Here is a 17,276-nt window from a genome sequence, read left to right as displayed (position 1 = left end):
TTCAGGGATATTATATTTATTTTTATGAATAAAACAAATTGGGAAGTTCTAATATTATTCGTGTTGACAAATATTTTACAAACTATTACTTTATTTTTAATCGCACCACCCATTTTGTCGCAAAACACTCAAAATACTTCGCCCAAAACTAATCTTATATTTCAATCACAATTCTCTCGAAATCTTGCGAAAAACTTCCAAGAAGTAAAATCCGAGGGTTGTTTTGTTTTATATGATTTGAAACGCGATCGCTATATTCGCTACAACTCAAAGCACTGTCAAAAACGATTTATTCCAGCTTCTACCTTTAAAATTTTTAACTCATTGGTTGCCCTAGAAACTAAAGCGATCGCTGATGAAAATACCGTAATTCCGTGGGATGGTGTTAGTAATCAGTCCTTTCCAGCTTGGAATCAAGACCAAACCATGCGAACTGCATTTACGCGATCGGTAGTCTGGTTTTATCAAGACTTAGCGCGGCGTATTGGCAAGGAAAGAATGACCAAGTATATTCAAGCTGCTAGTTATGGCAATCAAGATATAGAAGATAAAATTGATACTTTTTGGTTGAAAGGCAAGCTAAGAATTTCACCTGAGGAGCAGATTAAGTTTTTAGTCAAACTTTATAAAGAAGATTTGCCCTTCTCTTCTACGGTGATCAAAACGGTTAAAGACATCATGATCATTGAGCGTCAAGATACTTACACACTTAGAGGGAAGACAGGCTGGGGTACTAATGTTGATGGATTACAAAATATTGGTTGGTACGTTGGTTATGTAGAAAAAGGTGACAATGTCTATTTCTATGCTTTGAATATGACAAATCAAGATCCAAAGTTTGACATGATTCCTATTCGCAAAAAGATTTTGTTTGATACGTTGAAAGATTTACAACTCTTTGATTAGAGAAGAACCGCGCAAAGCAAGGCTTTTCTCTAGAAATACTATGAAATCACATTGCCCTTAATCATGAATAAGAAAAGCCCAAAATCATCATTTAATCTCCTTAAAAATATTCCGCAATTTATGCTTTTAATTGCGATCGCAACTTTAACGGTATTTCCTTTACTCTGGCTGATCAGTACTGCTTTTAAATCGCCTAGCGAAAATATTTTCCAATCTGTACCACAGCTATTACCTGCTCAACCTACCTTTGATAACTTCATCAAAGTCTGGAAAAATTCCCGTTTCGATCTTTATCTCTGGAATAGCTTTTTTGTTTCCAGCATCACCGTCATTTTAAACTTGCTATTTTGCTCTCTCGCCGCCTTTCCCCTCGCCAGACTAGAGTTTAAAGGACGCGATCCCATATTTTGGGCGATCGTGGGTACAACGATGATTCCGTTTCAAATCACGATGATTCCCTTGTATATCTTGGCGGTGCAGCTAAATCTCAAAAATACCTACGCGGGCTTGATTTTCCCCTATGTAATTTCTGCTTTTGGCATATTTCTACTTCGTCAAGCCTTTCAAAGCGTGCCTAAGGAGATGGAAGAAGCGGCGCGAATGGATGGCTGCTCTAGCTTAGGGATTTGGTGGCACATTATGTTGCCTGCGGCACGCCCTGCCCTCACAACTCTTGCTGTATTTACCTTTGTGGCAATGTGGGGAGATTTTTTATGGCCATTGGCGATCGTTGATAAAGCGGAGCTTTACACATTACCGCGTGGGATTGCCAGTCTTGCTAGCGCTTTTTCTGAAGATTGGCGTTTAATCGCCGCAGGTTCGGCGATTTCGATGCTTCCAGTATTTATTGTGTTTGTATTTCTGCAACGCTACATCATTCCCACCGAAGCTAGTATTGGAGTCAAAGGATAAAGAAGACGCTTTGCGTCTTCTTTATCCTTTGACTTGTTGCTCTTGCCATAGTTTTGAACTTAGGGTAGTTTATGAGTCTTAAGACTTGGTTTTAAATTTAATCTAGATTTAATATTTCCTGTCACCTTGCCCACTATCCTGTTCAGCAACTTCAGCAAATTTAAGGGAAGCAATTCGTACATGAAAATGAGCATCTGTAAGACATTTCAAGGCTTTATTTTTCAAAACCTTATTTATTTGCTTCCGATCGCAATCTTTTCACAAAGTCTAGCGATCGCTACACCCGTCATCGCCCAATCACAAGAAACTCAAAGCACACAAGCGACTACCCAAACTACTATTTATGTAAATCCTCAAACAGGTAGCGATCGCGCTGATCAAGGCAGCAACATCGCACCTTTTAAGACAATTACCTATGCCATTAGCCGCGCTCAGACTGGGCAAATTATTCAGCTAGCCTATGGAACCTACAGCAGTGCTACTGGTGAGCAGTTTCCCTTACGATTGCGATCAGACGTGACTTTAAGAGGCAATGAAGCTAATAAAGGCAAAGATATCGTCATTTTGGGTGGAGGAACCGTACGGACAGGATCGGGCTTTCCGCAAAATGTGGCGATCGCAGTTAGCGATCGCGCAGAAATGCGGGGCGTGACTGTGACCAATCCTAATCCTAGAGGCTATGGACTGTGGATTGAGAATGCTAGTCCTGCGATCGCCAATAATACTTTTCTGGATAATAAACAAGATGGCGGCTTAATCACAGGCAAATCAACAGCGATCGTCTCTACAAATCAATTTTTTCGGAATGGTACAAGTGGCTTAGCGATCGAGGGTGAAGCTAGTCCAGATATTCGTGGCAATCTCTTTCAGCAAACTACTTTTGGCATGAGTATTCGTCAAGATGCTGCGCCGCAAATTACGGAAAACACTTTTACTCAAAATCAAAATGGAATCTTAATCCAAGCTAATGCTAAACCAGTTTTGCGCGGCAATGCGATCGTCAATAATCGCAATTACGGCTTAACTATTTCTGACATGGCGATGCCAGATTTGGGCAAACCTAATGATGAGGGAAACAATACTTTTCAGGGAAATGGCACGGTTGATTTGCAAAATGTCAGCCGTAATGCTGTTGCTGTGAACGGCAATCAATTGGACAGTAAAAGAGTGAAGGGAAATTTACAATTGTCGGGTGTGCGGCCGCCATCTAATCTATTTGTTAATAATCCTTCGGCAAGTGCGATAACTACAAATGCTTTGGCTGTAAGTAAAGCTTCGCCAATCAGTACACCAAAAAACGATCGCTTTGCCAACATCAACCAACAACTAGAACAACAGATTTCCACCAGTCAGTCCATGAATCTTGCGCCTAATCTTGATAATCCGCCAGCATTGGTTCGCTCGACATCTTTAGCCAATCAGGGAAATCAAGCAAATAACCCTTTCTGGTACGAGCCTGTTACTTCTGTGATCGTCAGAATTACGCCCAAGAGCTTTAGCGCACCGATTCCTGCTAATTCTGAAATTAGCACTAGTTTGCCACCTGTGCGATCGCATCCACCCAGCGGCGAACCTGTTAATCAACCGATCCAAATCGCACCTCTCGCTAATGCCAGTTTTAAGCCCCAAAACCCACCACGCTATCGTGTGGTTGTGCCTGTGTCCTCGGCAAATGCTGTTGCCCAAATACGTCAGATTGTGCCAAATTCCTTTCCGTCTAGACTTAATGGTTATTTAGTGGTGCAGATTGGAGCCTATAGCGATCGCCGTATCGCTGAAGTCCAAGTTTCTCGCCTTGCGCAACAAGGTTTATCAGCCAGAATTGAGTCCATCAATCCATAGCAGACGCAAAATCAAGATTTAGATGCGGAGCAAATCCCAAAATTGGTTTTGTTGAAAGTCCGCCTTCGGCGGACTTTCAACAAAACCAATTTTTATAATGAGAATTACTGGCGCTACATCTAAATCTTGGTTTTTACTGTAAAACCAGATAAGATGACTAAACCTTTTTTGATAATTGTCCTATGACCTTAAACAAAGTTCACCTAGTTGGACGCGCAGGACGTGATCCTGAAGTTAAATACTTTGAGTCTGGCAAAGTGGTCTGCAACTTCACGATCGCCGTTAATCGAAATACCAGCAATCGCGATGATCCACCTGATTGGTTCGACTTAGAAATGTGGGACAAAACTGCCGAAGTTGCGAAAAACTTTGTCAGAAAAGGAAGCTTAATTGGCATATCAGGATCGCTCAAATTTGATCGCTGGAACGATCGCACCACTGGTGATGAGCGCCAAAAGCCCGTAATTCGTGTTGATCGCCTAGATTTACTTGGTTCTCGCAAAGACAATGAAGCAGCTAGCAGTAGTAGCGGCAGCTATGACGACGATTTTTAAAGTTCAAGAGCCTTGAAAAGCAAGGCTCTTGAACTTTTTTATTCGGTTGAAATACGGTTTTCCTACTCAAAACTTGGCGATCACATCAGTAAGAATATATTTAGATGTTTTTAGCGAATCCAAGATTCAGAGAATCTACATATGTTTAACCTAGGCGAACTCAACTCCAGCAGCAAAAACCTTTTGCTCGATTATCTCAAAAATCAATCACCTGAAACCTTAGCCACAGTTGCTCAGTCCGTCACCCCTGAAGCGCAACAAATTATTAACCAAAATATTCAAAACTTGCTGGGTATATTGCCACCACAGCATTTCAACGTCAGCATCACCACTGATCGCGAAAACTTAGCAGGATTAATTGGCTCCGCGATGATGACAGGTTACTTCATTCGGCAAATGGAAACGAGAATGCAGCTAGATCATTCCTTAGAAACCCTATAGCTATTGCCCCAAAAGAGTAAAGGCGGCGCTAAGCGCCGCCTTTACTCTTTTGGTTTTTAAATAAAAAGGGTGGCGCTTAGCGCCACCCTTTTTATTTGTGTTTATGCCCGTGAAAACGAATACCTAAAAACACATCGTATATAAAACCAGCTAGATCTGGCATCTTGAAAATCCCTAGGGTCTGAGGTGAGCCATTGGCATCGAGCAAAGGCTTCATTTGATAATAAGCTTTCTCGTAATAATACCAAGGTACATTCGGCCAAAGATGGTGAACTAAGTGATAGTTCTGACCTAATAACAAGATATTCAAAAATCGTCCTGGATAAACTCTGGCATTTTTCCAGCGCGATCGCTCAACAAAAGGACGATGGGGCAAATAGTCAAAGAATAAGCCTAACAAAAGTCCCATAACTGCTGCTGGCACAAACCAGAAGTTCATCATGTAGCCGAGAAATCCGTAATAATAACCCACAAACAATGTGGCGACTACAATCAACCTGCTTATTGCCCATTCTAAAAGCTCGTAATTTCTCCATAGCCGACGCTGAAAAAAGAAAACTTCGTGATAGAAAAAGCGAGCTGCAATCAACCACAATGGGCCACCTGTTGAAACAAAGTGGTCTGGGTCATCTTCTTCGTCATTCACATGGGCGTGGTGCTGCATGTGGACTCGAGTAAATACGGGAAACACAAACCCTTGCAAGATTGCTGCAATATGTCCGATCGCTGCATTAACAATGCGATTGGGGTGAGCAACATTATGGCAAGCATCATGAATTACTGTCCCTAATACATAGAGCGCCGAAAAATTACAAACAAATACGAGCCAGTGCGCCCAGCCCCATATCCAATACCCTGTTGTCGATGCAGTTCCTAAAATGATCGAACCCAGTAGCAGTAGTATCGTCGGATTAAATCCCTGTGCTGCTCCCATCACACCGATTGGAACAGTTAGGGCTTTGCCCTGCTGCATTGTGTTACTCCTTACTCAAATTTCCTATTTTTATAAAATCAAATATATTTGATTGTTGCGTTTTATTACATTTTTTATTATCCCCTATGCTACCGATAATCGAGCGAGATTGCAACTTTGATTTTGAGGCGATGATTTTTCGAGCGGGGAACTTAAGGGTACTCTCTTCCAAAAACTATTTTGAATTGCTATATCTAGCAAAAATATTTACAACATCCTCAATCTGAATTGGCTTAGTAATAAAGTCGTTCATCCCTGCATCTAAGCATAATTGACGATCTTCTGGTAAAGCATTAGCAGTTAAAGCCACAATCCAAGGCTGTTGACCCCAATCTTGACGAATCTGTTTAGCAGCAGTAATTCCATCCATTTTCGGCATTTGCATATCCATAAAAATTACATCATACGTTTGACGCTTGATTGCCTCTAAAGCTTCAAAGCCATTTTGGGCGATCGTCGGACGATAACCAAGTTTTTCTAGAAATAGTTGCAGCACTCTTTGATTAACGAGATTATCTTCAGCAATAAGAACTTGTAAACTAGTTAATGGAGTAGTTTCTTGAGCTAAAGAAGATAAAATTGTTTGGATGGTTTGATTGCTGGATATTGGAGAAGTGGAAACTTCTGTCGGTGCAGTTCCTAGCATGAGAGTAAAGTAGAATACAGAGCCTTGAGGACGTGTCGTTTCAGGATTAAATTTCCAATGATCAGGAGGAGTACCACCAATTTGACCAAGACTCTCGACCCAAATAGTACCTCCCATTAACTCAACTAAACGCTTACTAATGGCAAGCCCTAGTCCTGTGCCGCCATACTGACGACTGATGGAAGAATCAGCTTGAGTAAATGGTTGAAACAACAAATTCAACTGATTAACTTTAATACCAATACCTGTATCTTCAACCGCAAAGATTAATTCGCATAATTCATCACCATTTGCGATTAACCGAGGCTCGACAGCGATCGCAACATTGCCTTGCAGAGTAAATTTAATCGCATTACCTAAGAGATTGATTAAAACTTGACGTATCCTTGCCGCATCACCTAATAAATTATGAGGGATATCAGGATGTATCGAATATTGAATACTGATACTCTTGTCGCTTGCTTGTTTACTCAACAGTTCATTGACAGACCTGATGATATCTTCCAAAACCAGCGATCGGTCTTCTATTTTTAGCATTCCTGATTCAATTTTAGAAAAATCAAGAATGTCATCAATAATTGTTAAAAGGGAATCACCACTATCATGAATGATTTGTACGTAATCTCGCTGTTCTTCTGTCAAATTAGTGGTTGACAATAAATCCGTCATTCCAATTACCCCATTCATCGGTGTACGGATTTCGTGACTCATATTGGCTAAAAAAGCACTCTTGGCCCGATTTGCTGATTCGGCAAGCTCTTTGTCATGAGCTAAAGCTATTTCCTTCAGCTCTAGTACCCTCACCTGTGCAAGAGTTTCCTCAAGTTGTTTTTGTTGTTCCCGCAAATGAGAAACAAAAGCAAATGTTCTGTCAATTGTTATTTCTAAATCCTCAAAATCAATGGGTTTAGTCACAAAATCAAAAGCTCCGCAATTCATCGCAATCCGAATATTTTGCATATCTCCATAGGCTGAAACCACTACTGCTTTTATGTTTTGATCGATTTCTATTAATTTTGAAATTAAGGATAGCCCATCCATCTTAGGCATCCTAATATCAGTAAGGATCATTGAGATATAATTTATTTCTTTCAGGATTTCTAAAGCTTCTATTCCATTTGAAGCAAATATAAAATCTAGTTCTTTAGATAGAATTCTTTTTTTAAATCGCTGCTTAAAAAGTCTTTGAATCTCAATCTCGTCATCAACTACTAACACGAAATTTGTATTTTTTTGCATAATTTAAAACTGACTGCGTTTATCAAAATCTAACACTTTTATTTGATATATAGCAATTTTAAATTAGGACAAAATCAAAAAACAAAAGAGAGTTGCGGCGTAAAGTGCCGCAACTCTCTTTTGTTTTTTTTGATCTGTCTAATATGCAAGTGTATAAGTACCTCGGCATAATTAAAAAAACAGAAACAAAATCCATACCGCCCGCTGCGCGGGCAGTATGGATTTTGGGGTTTTAGCTACTTATAGGTATACATTTCATGACGGGATTGATCGGGATCGAACCGATGACCTATCGCTTAGGAGGCGATCGCTCTATCCAACTGAGCTACAACCCCAAGAGAAAATGTACTTTGATAAGTTGCTACACAAGTAACTTAGACATTATAGCAATTGCCATTCAAAAAAATAACAAAACCCTAGAAGCCTTTGCCAGTCGCTGCGCAACTGGCAAAGGCTTCTAGGAATTAGTCTCGGCTAGTGATCGATAGCCCTTCAACGATCATGGCAGACCCATATAGCGAACCATGCCACTGCCGATCGCTACCTACCGCCACGACATGATTGAGTGCAGCATAGACATTTCCAGACAGCATCGTGTCCTTGACCCGTCCAATAATTTTGCCGTTTTTGACGCGATAGCCCAAATCGACATTAATCGAAAAATCTCCTGATACATCCGTATCGTCACCTAAGACTTGATCGACGATCAAGCCATTTTTTAAAGTTGCCGCCAGTTCCAAAATATCGCCTTGGATGGTTTGACTAGCAGAGATCGCTAAATTAAATAGCCCAGGACTAGGATAGTTGCCCAAATCTCCGCGAAAGCCGTTACCCGTAGCAGCAATTCCCAATTCCTTACAAGTTCGCATATCACCGTAAAACCCTTGTAAAACTCCATGATCAATCCAAGCAGTTTCCTGCGTTGGTGTACCTTCATCATCAAAGGGTGAACTATAAACCCCAAAATCTGGATGTTGGGTAACGGTAAAAATATCAGAAATTACGGGTTGTCCAACTTTGTCTAGCCAAGGTGTTGTTTTTTGTTGAACCTGTCTCCCACTCATCGCGATCGCAACTACACCCCACAACAAATCCGCCGCCTTGCCCGTAAAGATCACAGGCGACTTGCTCGATGGTGCAGGTGCATTTTTCTTTGCCCAATCGAGATATTGCAATACTTTTTTAGCGATCGCTTCAGGCGGTAAATTATCACGCTCCGATTGACCATACCAAACATTGAGAAAGTCGTCTCCCCGCGTTAGCTCAGCATTCAAAGAGCCATCCACCGTAATATCGGTATAGCCGCAGTCCAAACCTTTGCTATTAAGGATTCGTACTGTCTCACGCCCACAATCCCAATCTGCTCCACATACTGCCTCAGGGTAACGATCAAGAACCTGCGAGATCGCCTGTTTACCCCAATTAATCATTTTCTCAACACTAACTTCCTGCCCACAAAGTTTTGGATAGTCAGCAACCGTTGATGCTCTTAATAAAATTTCTTCAGGTTCATTCAAGGCACTCAAAGCGATCGCTTGCTGCACCAAGTCCTTAGGCTCCACCGCACCATAAGCGATCGCTAAGCCCACCCTACCATCTTTCCAAATCCGTAGCCCCACACCCTCTGAGTCAACACTCTCTAACTGCTTCAGTCGATTTGCCTCAAAAAATACTGGGCGTGAAACTGAGCTTGATGCATATACTTCAGCAGCTTCAGTCCCAGATTTGAGCGCAAGTTCTAATAATTGTTCAGGATTAATTGTCATGGCGATCGCTAAGCTTATAAAAGAAAGTGCAAGGCACTTTCTTTTATAAGCTTAACAGGACAGCTATTCCACACCTTCATATCGCCAAGCGACAGGATCGATCGCTTCACCATTCACATACAGCCCCCAATGCAAGTGTGGCCCAGTGACAGCACCCGTCGCACCAACTGCGCCAATTAATTGACCAGCTTTCACAAAATCTCCTTCTTTTACATAGATTTTGCTGAGATGCAAAAAGATACTTGCTACACCCTGACCGTGATCTAAGCCGATTGTATTGCCATGGAGAAGAAAGCCCTGCGATACATTACCCACTAAGCGGATATAGCCAGATGCTGGTGCAATCACAGGTGAACCAGTGCCGCCTGCATAGTCCACTCCACGATGGTAATAGTCATTGGCAAACTCGCCATTGTAATAGCGCTGTACCCCAAAACCTGTCGTAATCTCACCATCATTAGGTCTTAAAAAAGCGCCATTCCAGAATTTCTGAGGAGTAACTAATTTTTTAAAAGCCGAAACCTTATCCCATTCATAATCTGTCGGTTCCGACCCACTACCCGAATCATTAAGCCAAATACTTTGCGTAGGAAATTGGCGATCGCCTAATTGCATAGGCAAAGTTTGCTGTAAACCCTCGGCGCTTACCACCACCTGTCTTAGTCCAGCCTTGTCGAGTGGAGTCGTAGGAATAAATGCTCGCCAACGATTTGGGGACATCGCAAACGCAGGAAACTGCTTATTATTCATCGATACAGTTGGTGCTGTTGTCCCAGATTTATCAGTCGCGATCCAAACTGATACCGTATCACCAAGTTTTGGGGTATTGGGTCTGAGCATTGCTTGCAATGCATCGGCACGGGATACACCAAAGATTATGGATGCGATCGCCGATAGCAAACTCAGACCAATTAGTAATGGTAATTTGAGAGAGAATTTGAATGGATTTGCAACCATAACAACATTACTAAAAAATAGGGAGTAGAGATCATGCCTTATTTTAACTTTATTTCAACAAGTCCAGTAATTGAAACTGAAAAAAGAGTGATAGTGCAAAGCACTATCACTCTTTTTTCAGTTTCAATTTTGTCCTAGTATTAATTAGTTTAAAAATGGCGATACTTTTGAAGATAGAGAGGAACTATATGTGCCAGGGCTGACAGGAAATGCTACAGAAGAAAAAGCCGTAACGATTGTCGAACTAATGCCAGGGTTAGCAGCAATAAAGGCAGGATCGAGTATCACAAGAGCGCTAGCAATTCCAGGACTTTGAACTGTAACTGTCTGCGTGGTGAATGGAGTGGGAGGAGCAGCAACAATAGAGCTATCGGGAATAGTAATATTTCCACTGTTAATCTGCAAACTTACGTTTGTATTAGCAACTGGTGGAATCCCAATTACTAAAGGACCAGAAATAGATGTAACAATCGCATTAGTAACGGTTGTTGGTGCAGCAATGAAACTTGCAGTTCTACCATCATTGAATACAACGCCACCTGTTGTTGTGCCGCTCGCAGTTAAAATCGAGTTCACAACAATATTTGGAGCATTCGATGATGTAAGACTGGTTATAGTGCCAGTACTTGATGAGATAGTGCCAATGGGGCTGAGCAGCGAATAACTGTTAAGAGAAATTGCACCATTGGTAAATACAGTTCCAGATACAGTTCCAGTAAATGGAAGACTTGTAAGTTGAGCAAAAGCAGCTTCAGTGGAGATAGTCGCGATCGCAGCTGCAAGAGGCAGCCCGAAAGAAATAACACGAAAAATAGATTTCATTTTGATGATCCTCATGAATTAATAATTTAGAACGTGAACGTTGTTCGGACTACCCCAATTGTGACAGTGTCACTAGTAGCAGTGTTGCCAGGACTAAAAACAAACACAAGCCCTGGAGTAATACTAATATTTTTGGAAATAGGAAATCTGTAGAATGCTTCGACATGCGTAGTCGAAGCGGGTTGAGAACTAGGAACTCCGCCAGTACTGCTCAGAATACTAGGAAAGTTAATATTGCCACTAAGGTTACTGCTGGTGATACGTGGAGGTTGACCAACATATAGTCCTATTAGATCACCTTCTTTGAATATATCAAGAAAATTAGCAAATGTCATCCAGTTGAAAGTCTCAACCGATCCAGAAAACCCAGAATTTCGAATACTTGATGTCGTAAAGCCTACCCACCCACCAAGATTGAAGTTTCTGGTCGGCTGCCATGACACTGTTCCGCCAAAGGCATTTGTACTGAAATTTGATGCAACTGGAGCAACAACGCCAATAATTGTGTCACCAACAGCACTATTCAATGTGCCGTTGTTAGTATAGGAATTGAGGTAGTAAAGCGCAACATCAATTCGCTCAAATACATTGGCAGCCAACTGCACACCAATTGAAGTTGGACCACCAAACAAACCACCATCGCCAGATGCACTAGCGGAATTTCCTGCTGAGTAGACTCCCTGCAAGCTCACATCCTTACCAATTTTCCAGTCAAAGCCTAGTCCAGCCTGTCCCGCGTTGAGGCTAATCACGGGATTTCGCTGAGCAAACAAAGAAATAGGACCGCTTCCTGCACTTTCAACTCGATTAGGACCGCGGAAGACGTTAATCGCATTGACTCCCCTTGCGCCAACAATGATGCCAAGATTACTGCCAATCAGAAATCGATAGTTGAGATCACTGAGAGTAAAGGTATTACCCGTACTGCTTTCATACCCAAGCCGAGTAAAGTTATTGTTTAGTGCAGCAAAGCTAGTAATTGGAGCATCGGTTGATAAGTTACCTGCTTGCAAACTAGTTAGCAGAATACCTCGATCGGGAAACTGTGTAACGAGACTAAGTTGAGCTAGATAGCCAAAATTAACGTTAGTTGCAGGATCGGCAACTCTAGTCCCTAGAGTTCTAGGAATATTAGAAGTATTATTTAGTCGTCCTTGTAAACCAAATATGGCTTGACCATAAAGTTTGGTTGTTGTCGAGAATTGCTGTGCTTCTAATTTGGTCGTCTTAGCATCTAGAGCATCGACGCGACCGCGAAGGGTTGCTAGTTCCGCAGCAAATTCTTCTTGAAGTTTTTGTAAAGTAGCGAGATCTTCTTTGCTGACCTTATCGGCTAAACCTGCGGAGATGATTTCGTTGATCTTATCCAAGCAAGCGTTTAAACCAGCAGCAAATTCGTAGCGACTAGTTGCTTGTTTGCCGCGAAAAGTGCGATCGGGATAACCAGCAATACAACCATAGCGCTCTACCAGAGATTGCAAGGCGGTGAAAGCCCAGTCAGTTGGTCGTACATCACTGAGTTGGGAGACAGAGCTAACGCCTTCAGCTTTCTTAGTAGCAGGGCTAGAAACTAGCTCTTGATTAATTTGATGAATAATCGCTGATTCACCAGTCTTCGGTTGACTTACCGATTGGGATGGACTCACAACCGTCGGATCGTTGCCAATCGAATGGATCAGACTGGAATCAGATTTGGAACTTAGATTAACCTGAGTTGATTGGGTTTCTGCGTTAGCGCCGTTGCTGAGAAACGCAGAATAGGAAATAACTGTACTAAGGAGTAACAACTGACAGCTTTGCTTAGATCGACAAGATTTTACAGCCAACTTAAATAATCCTCACACCGAAAGGAAAAAACAATGAATATCCTGTTCCTCATTATTATCGTTTTTTTTCAGTGTCAAGTGTTTTTTGGCTTAGTGTAGCAATATTTTACAAAAGGAAATGGCGGGGCAAAGCACCGCCATTTCCTTGATGTGAATCTAAGGAATTAGAGGAATCGTGGCGCTACGAGTAAACTGCTCATAGGCTGAATCTAAATTAAGGGGATATATCGCTTTAAATTTGTAGTCTTTGTAAGCATCAGGGACTTTGGCAAACTTCTCAAGGACTTGCTCCTTCGTTAAAATCTGCGCTTTCCATTCCAAAGCCGTACGTTCTAACCAACTAAAATAAGCTTGTTGTGCTTGTAAGCCTGTTAAATCGGTAACATCACCATGCCCAGGGACAACCTTGGCTGTGGGATAAGTGGCAACCAAGCGATACAGACTTCCTTGCCACTGACGGATATCACTGTCTCCAGTGTAAGGAATACGCTTGTTAAATACCATATCTCCCGTAAACAAAACCTTGGCATCAGGGACATAGGCAACCAAATCAGTTCCTGCCGAATGACCATCTACGCGCTCAATTCGCACTTGGCGATCGCCTAACCAAAGATCGGTTTGACTATTAATAATCACCGTTGGCGGCGTAATGCCTCCAGTATTATTTTTGCCGCTTTGAATATATTCGCGAATCACGCCGCGCCCAAGGACAGGGATTTCACGCTTCACAAAAACTGAATTTCCACCAGTGTGATCAAAGTGATAATGCGTATTCAAGACATACTTGATCGGCTTATCTGTCAAAGACTTTACTGTGGAGATCATCAGTTCTGCTAGTTCAGGGGTTTGGAACGGATCGATCACCAACACACCATCACTACCAATCACAAAACCACCATTGCAAATCGCTACCGCAGGACTTGCAGGTGGAAAATCAGTGCTAGCAACTAGGGCATAAATTCCTTGAGCAATCTCTTGAAGTTGTAAGCCCGCATTTTGCAAGCTTACAGTTTTAATACTTGTCTCCGCGGATGGTTTTTGAGCCTGAATTTGTGGCTGATTTTGAGCATCAGCAGGACTCCAACCATGTCCGAGCACTATCGACATTACTGTAGCGATCGCCGCCAACAAGAATGCCAAAAGGTATTTAATCTTTAGCTTTTTCAGCATCTTAATTCCTTAGAGCTAGATTTTGAAGCTCCTACACTTCAAACCCAGTGTAAACCAAATCAAAACCTAAAAAGGAAATAAGACGCTTTGCGCCCCATCTCCTCAAAACCCAAAAAGGATTGCGGCGCAAAGCACCGCAATCCTTTTTGGGTTTTATATATCTTGCAACTATCAAAGTTGAACTTTAGAGCTTAACTTCGATGTCCACACCAGCAGCTAGATCAAGCTTCATAAGTGCATCGATAGTTTTTGCAGATGGTTGATAAATATCGATAATCCGACTGTGAGTGCGGGTTTCAAAATGTTCGCGTGAGTCTTTATCTACATGGGGAGATCTGAGAACGCAATAGATACGACGACGTGTTGGCAGGGGGATAGGGCCAACGGCAGCCGCGTTTGTACGATTAGCAGTTTCGACGATTTTTTCGCAGGATGAGTCTAGCAGGCGATGATCGAAAGCTTTGAGACGAATCCGAATCTTTTGTTGTTGAGGTGCCACAGTTCTTAGGGATTTATTCGGGTAAATTTTTCAGCGTTTCTCATGTTAGCACCCTAACAACCTAAAATCAAACAATTGCTTTAATGCTAGTAATTCTTATTATAAAAATCAGTTTTGAAGGAAATCCGCCGACGGCGGACTTCCTTCAAAACTGATTTTGGGGTTTTCAGCGCCGCTGGCGCGAAAAAGCTCAAAATTGGTTTCATCATGAGAATTGATGACTGCCCATACCTTTTTAGGATTGACGATTCCGATCCTGTTACAATTGCTAGATAGATACATTCACATAACTTTATCTAGAAATATGTCTTTGCTTCTTTCTGCCCCCATATTGGCTGCAATTGTCTATACCGCGATCGCAGGAGCATATTTACTGGTGATCCCCTTATTAGTGCTGTTTTATTTCAAAGCGCGTTGGTACAAAACAGGTTCATTAGAAAGAGTGTTTTTATGCTTTCTCGCCTTTTTCTTCTTCCCAGGGTTATTGTTACTCTCTCCATTCTTTAACTTTCGTCCTGAAGCGCGGCAAATTTAAACCTAAATTAAACTGAGTACGAATCGCTCAGTTTAATGAAAAATATTTTTGAGATTAAAACTATGCGCCGCATTGATGCCATAGCAATTATGGTTGCTTTTTTCGGGTTTGGTGGAGTTGCATTTTGGGTGTTTCGCGCCTCTGGTCTCGATGCCACGAATGCAGGTGTTTGGAGTCAAGTGGTTTTGATAGGGGTATTAATAGCTTGGATTTCCACCTATGTATTCCGAGCTGTGACAAAAACTATGACCTACAATCAGCAGCTAGATGATTACAAAAAAGCTGTTCTAGCCAAGAAGTTAGAAGAAATGTCACCTGAAGAGCGCGAAAGTTTATTTGCAGAAGTAGATGCAGAAAATCAACTAGCGCAAAGCTCAGCTCAAAAAGCAATCAAAGATGAATGAATCAGAGATCGCCTTACTATTCACTATTTCATCCTAAGCCACTTGCAAAGCGGATTAGTTCCTTTGGCTTCCCCAAGGATTTGGTCGATCGCTTTCAAATAGTGCAGAAATGGCTGAGTTTTGCTAGTGATGGGGAACCATCTAACCTACTTGCCGAAGCACAGTTTTTGCATGATATTTTTGTTGATATTTTGGGTTATAAATCTCCCTTTGAGAGCAACGGTGGGGCATGGGAATTAGAGTTGCATCCACACCCTGCTTTAGGTTTTTTCACAGAAACCTCAGAAAATGTGATCGCCGAAATCCGAGTTAGCACTGCGGAGGAAGGGGCGATTATTAAGCCAGAACCAGAGCATGAAACCACTGAATGGTTGATTGTCTTAGATTATCGAGAAATTTGTCTTTATCATCGCCATGTATCGAGTTTGTTCTGCCAGAGATTTGCTTGGGACTCGTTAGCGGATTTAGAACAGCTCAAAGCTTTTTATTTTTTATTGTCGCGGCGGACTTTGCTTAGAGGAATAGCGAAGAGCGAAGAGCGATCGCGCACTACTCATTTGCTGGAAGAGTCTCACCAGCTAGAATCCGAGATTCTCAAAAATTTTTATAGTCACTATTGTAAAATCCGCAGTCAGTTAATCAAGGATTTTCGCTATCGGTTGCAACTATTAGCGCATCCTGTCGAAAATGCTGAAAATCATCTCCAGATCGAAGCTGAAGATGCGATCGCGATCGCGATTTATCAAGCCCAAAAACTTCTAAACCGTATTTTGTTTGTTGCTTATTGTGAAGATCGGCAGCTATTACCTGAGAACTTAATTAAAGACGCTTACGAATTTGAAAACCCATATATTGAGCAACCGATTTGGGAAAACTATAAAGCTATATTTAGTTGGGTACAAAATGGCAATGCGAAATATCACAGTCCCATTAATGCTTATTCATATAGCCTATTTGCAAGCGATCGCATTTTAGATCAGGCTTTATTCGTTGGCGATGAGTTGTGTCGTCAGATCAAGGAAATAGCTCGGTTTGACTTTTGCGAAGATATTACGCGTCATATTCTGACTTGTCTTTTTGATGAATCAATCAGAGAGTTATCGCAATATCGTAAAGATCTAAGTAACCTTAGTAAGCGCCGTATTCCGAAATTACCTTGTAAAGCAATTTTGCAAAGTGAGTCGGTAATTCGCATATTGCAGCAGCATTTAGCTATATCAAAAAATCATCAAGACATATTGGCATACTGCCAAGAATATCAAGAGCGTCTGTTGAGAATCAAAATCTTACATCCTAAATGTGGTGCTGGTGTATTGCTCGTAACAGCTTTAGAGTTTTTACTTTCTGAACACGAGCGAATCCATTACCTGTTAACTAAATTCTCTACTGATGATGAGGCGATCGCTCACAAAACACCAACAACTGTAATAACCCATATCCTGCAACATAATTTATTTGGTTGTGATGTTGCCGAAGAATCTATTGAAATAACCCGACTCTCACTTTGTTTGAGATCTCTAGAAATTAATTCGTCTTTGCCAGACCTTGAGCGCAATATCCAACTTGGTGAATTAGCAACTTGTGATTTTGGAAAAGAGTTTAAAGCCGCAAGCAATCTTGGCGAAGTTGTAATCCTAAAATAGTAAACGACCTGTAGTTTTAAAAAGTGTACTGTAACTCAAATAGCATCATATGCATTTAACTAGACAACCCAAATATCTGCTTGAGTGCAACTTGCATCGCTATCCGACCATTGACACTGCGCCAAGGTGGAATCATGATCA

General features: G+C 41.6%; 16 protein-coding genes and 1 tRNA gene. 8 read left to right on the top strand and 9 right to left on the bottom strand.

What is annotated here, in order from left to right:
• Positions 1-24 precede the first annotated feature (24 nt).
• From blaOXA to APA_RS03210, 5 genes are all read left to right on the top strand, one after another.
• A complete protein-coding gene (blaOXA, locus tag APA_RS03230; RefSeq protein WP_201320880.1) occupies positions 25-906 on the top strand; it encodes a class D beta-lactamase in 882 nt (293 codons plus the stop codon).
• A 63-nt stretch (positions 907-969) separates the two neighbouring features.
• The gene (locus APA_RS03225; protein ID WP_201320879.1) at positions 970-1,818 is read left to right on the top strand and encodes a carbohydrate ABC transporter permease; all 849 of its coding nucleotides are present in this window, start codon (positions 970-972) and stop codon (positions 1,816-1,818) included.
• A gap of 180 nt (positions 1,819-1,998) precedes the next feature.
• Positions 1,999-3,660, top strand: a complete 1,662-nt coding sequence (locus APA_RS03220) for a DUF1565 domain-containing protein (protein WP_201320878.1) — start codon at positions 1,999-2,001, stop codon at positions 3,658-3,660.
• Positions 3,661-3,842: 182 nt separating this feature from the next.
• On the top strand, positions 3,843-4,214 hold the full coding sequence (locus APA_RS03215) for a single-stranded DNA-binding protein (protein ID WP_103667681.1): 372 nt from the start codon (positions 3,843-3,845) through the stop codon (positions 4,212-4,214).
• Between the two features lie 141 nt (positions 4,215-4,355).
• The gene (locus APA_RS03210) at positions 4,356-4,655 is read left to right on the top strand and encodes a DUF760 domain-containing protein (RefSeq protein ID WP_201320877.1); all 300 of its coding nucleotides are present in this window, start codon (positions 4,356-4,358) and stop codon (positions 4,653-4,655) included.
• A gap of 91 nt (positions 4,656-4,746) precedes the next feature.
• Here APA_RS03210 and crtR read toward each other — a convergent pair whose 3' ends face one another.
• From crtR to rpsJ, 9 genes are all read right to left on the bottom strand, one after another.
• Positions 4,747-5,628 carry a beta-carotene hydroxylase gene (gene crtR, locus APA_RS03205; RefSeq protein WP_201320876.1) on the bottom strand — a complete coding sequence of 294 codons (882 nt, stop codon included), beginning with the start codon at positions 5,626-5,628 and terminating at the stop codon, positions 4,747-4,749.
• 175 nt (positions 5,629-5,803) lie between these two features.
• Positions 5,804-7,513, bottom strand: a complete 1,710-nt coding sequence (locus APA_RS03200; RefSeq protein ID WP_201320875.1) for a response regulator — start codon at positions 7,511-7,513, stop codon at positions 5,804-5,806.
• Between the two features lie 261 nt (positions 7,514-7,774).
• Positions 7,775-7,848, bottom strand: a tRNA-Arg gene (locus APA_RS03195).
• A gap of 129 nt (positions 7,849-7,977) precedes the next feature.
• Positions 7,978-9,279, bottom strand: coding sequence for a TldD/PmbA family protein (locus APA_RS03190; RefSeq protein WP_201320874.1), 1,302 nt, complete (start codon positions 9,277-9,279; stop codon positions 7,978-7,980).
• A gap of 63 nt (positions 9,280-9,342) precedes the next feature.
• Positions 9,343-10,236, bottom strand: coding sequence for a M23 family metallopeptidase (locus APA_RS03185; RefSeq protein WP_201320873.1), 894 nt, complete (start codon positions 10,234-10,236; stop codon positions 9,343-9,345).
• A 144-nt stretch (positions 10,237-10,380) separates the two neighbouring features.
• Positions 10,381-11,058 carry a hypothetical protein gene (locus APA_RS03180; protein WP_201320872.1) on the bottom strand — a complete coding sequence of 226 codons (678 nt, stop codon included), beginning with the start codon at positions 11,056-11,058 and terminating at the stop codon, positions 10,381-10,383.
• 26 nt (positions 11,059-11,084) lie between these two features.
• Positions 11,085-12,884 carry an iron uptake porin gene (locus tag APA_RS03175; RefSeq protein WP_201320871.1) on the bottom strand — a complete coding sequence of 600 codons (1,800 nt, stop codon included), beginning with the start codon at positions 12,882-12,884 and terminating at the stop codon, positions 11,085-11,087.
• 156 nt (positions 12,885-13,040) lie between these two features.
• Entirely contained in the window at positions 13,041-14,054 is a 1,014-nt protein-coding gene (locus tag APA_RS03170) for an MBL fold metallo-hydrolase (RefSeq protein WP_201320870.1), read from the bottom strand.
• A gap of 184 nt (positions 14,055-14,238) precedes the next feature.
• A complete protein-coding gene (gene rpsJ / locus APA_RS03165; RefSeq protein ID WP_009625825.1) occupies positions 14,239-14,553 on the bottom strand; it encodes a 30S ribosomal protein S10 in 315 nt (104 codons plus the stop codon).
• 304 nt (positions 14,554-14,857) lie between these two features.
• Here rpsJ and ndhL point away from each other — a divergent pair, with 304 nt between their 5' ends.
• The 3 genes from ndhL to APA_RS03150 all read left to right on the top strand — a co-directional run bounded on the left by ndhL (position 14,858) and on the right by APA_RS03150 (position 17,135).
• Positions 14,858-15,088, top strand: coding sequence for an NAD(P)H-quinone oxidoreductase subunit L (gene ndhL / locus APA_RS03160; protein WP_201320869.1), 231 nt, complete (start codon positions 14,858-14,860; stop codon positions 15,086-15,088).
• Between the two features lie 62 nt (positions 15,089-15,150).
• Positions 15,151-15,492 (top strand): DUF3007 family protein, encoded by a 342-nt coding sequence (locus APA_RS03155; RefSeq protein ID WP_201321016.1) that lies wholly within the window; start codon positions 15,151-15,153, stop codon positions 15,490-15,492.
• Entirely contained in the window at positions 15,489-17,135 is a 1,647-nt protein-coding gene (locus APA_RS03150; RefSeq protein ID WP_201320868.1) for a hypothetical protein, read from the top strand. Before APA_RS03155 ends, APA_RS03150 begins: the two co-directional genes overlap by 4 nt.
• Positions 17,136-17,276 lie beyond the last annotated feature (141 nt).

The organism is Pseudanabaena sp. lw0831, assembly GCF_016584665.1.
In the GTDB taxonomy this organism is placed as follows: Bacteria; Cyanobacteriota; Cyanobacteriia; order Pseudanabaenales; family Pseudanabaenaceae; genus Pseudanabaena.
The sequence above is the reverse complement of the archived record's forward strand: the minus strand, read 5'-3'. Positions and strand labels throughout refer to the sequence as shown.

Coding starts and splice junctions, on each gene's coding strand:
- blaOXA (WP_201320880.1), top strand. CDS start 25: ATGAATAAAACAAATTGGGAAGTTCTAATATTATTCGTGTTGACAAAT.
- APA_RS03225 (WP_201320879.1), top strand. CDS start 970: ATGAATAAGAAAAGCCCAAAATCATCATTTAATCTCCTTAAAAATATT.
- APA_RS03220 (WP_201320878.1), top strand. CDS start 1,999: ATGAAAATGAGCATCTGTAAGACATTTCAAGGCTTTATTTTTCAAAAC.
- APA_RS03215 (WP_103667681.1), top strand. CDS start 3,843: ATGACCTTAAACAAAGTTCACCTAGTTGGACGCGCAGGACGTGATCCT.
- APA_RS03210 (WP_201320877.1), top strand. CDS start 4,356: ATGTTTAACCTAGGCGAACTCAACTCCAGCAGCAAAAACCTTTTGCTC.
- crtR (WP_201320876.1), bottom strand. CDS start 5,628: ATGCAGCAGGGCAAAGCCCTAACTGTTCCAATCGGTGTGATGGGAGCA.
- APA_RS03200 (WP_201320875.1), bottom strand. CDS start 7,513: ATGCAAAAAAATACAAATTTCGTGTTAGTAGTTGATGACGAGATTGAG.
- APA_RS03190 (WP_201320874.1), bottom strand. CDS start 9,279: ATGACAATTAATCCTGAACAATTATTAGAACTTGCGCTCAAATCTGGG.
- APA_RS03185 (WP_201320873.1), bottom strand. CDS start 10,236: ATGGTTGCAAATCCATTCAAATTCTCTCTCAAATTACCATTACTAATT.
- APA_RS03180 (WP_201320872.1), bottom strand. CDS start 11,058: ATGAAATCTATTTTTCGTGTTATTTCTTTCGGGCTGCCTCTTGCAGCT.
- APA_RS03170 (WP_201320870.1), bottom strand. CDS start 14,054: ATGCTGAAAAAGCTAAAGATTAAATACCTTTTGGCATTCTTGTTGGCG.
- ndhL (WP_201320869.1), top strand. CDS start 14,858: ATGTCTTTGCTTCTTTCTGCCCCCATATTGGCTGCAATTGTCTATACC.
- APA_RS03155 (WP_201321016.1), top strand. CDS start 15,151: ATGCGCCGCATTGATGCCATAGCAATTATGGTTGCTTTTTTCGGGTTT.
- APA_RS03150 (WP_201320868.1), top strand. CDS start 15,489: ATGAATCAGAGATCGCCTTACTATTCACTATTTCATCCTAAGCCACTT.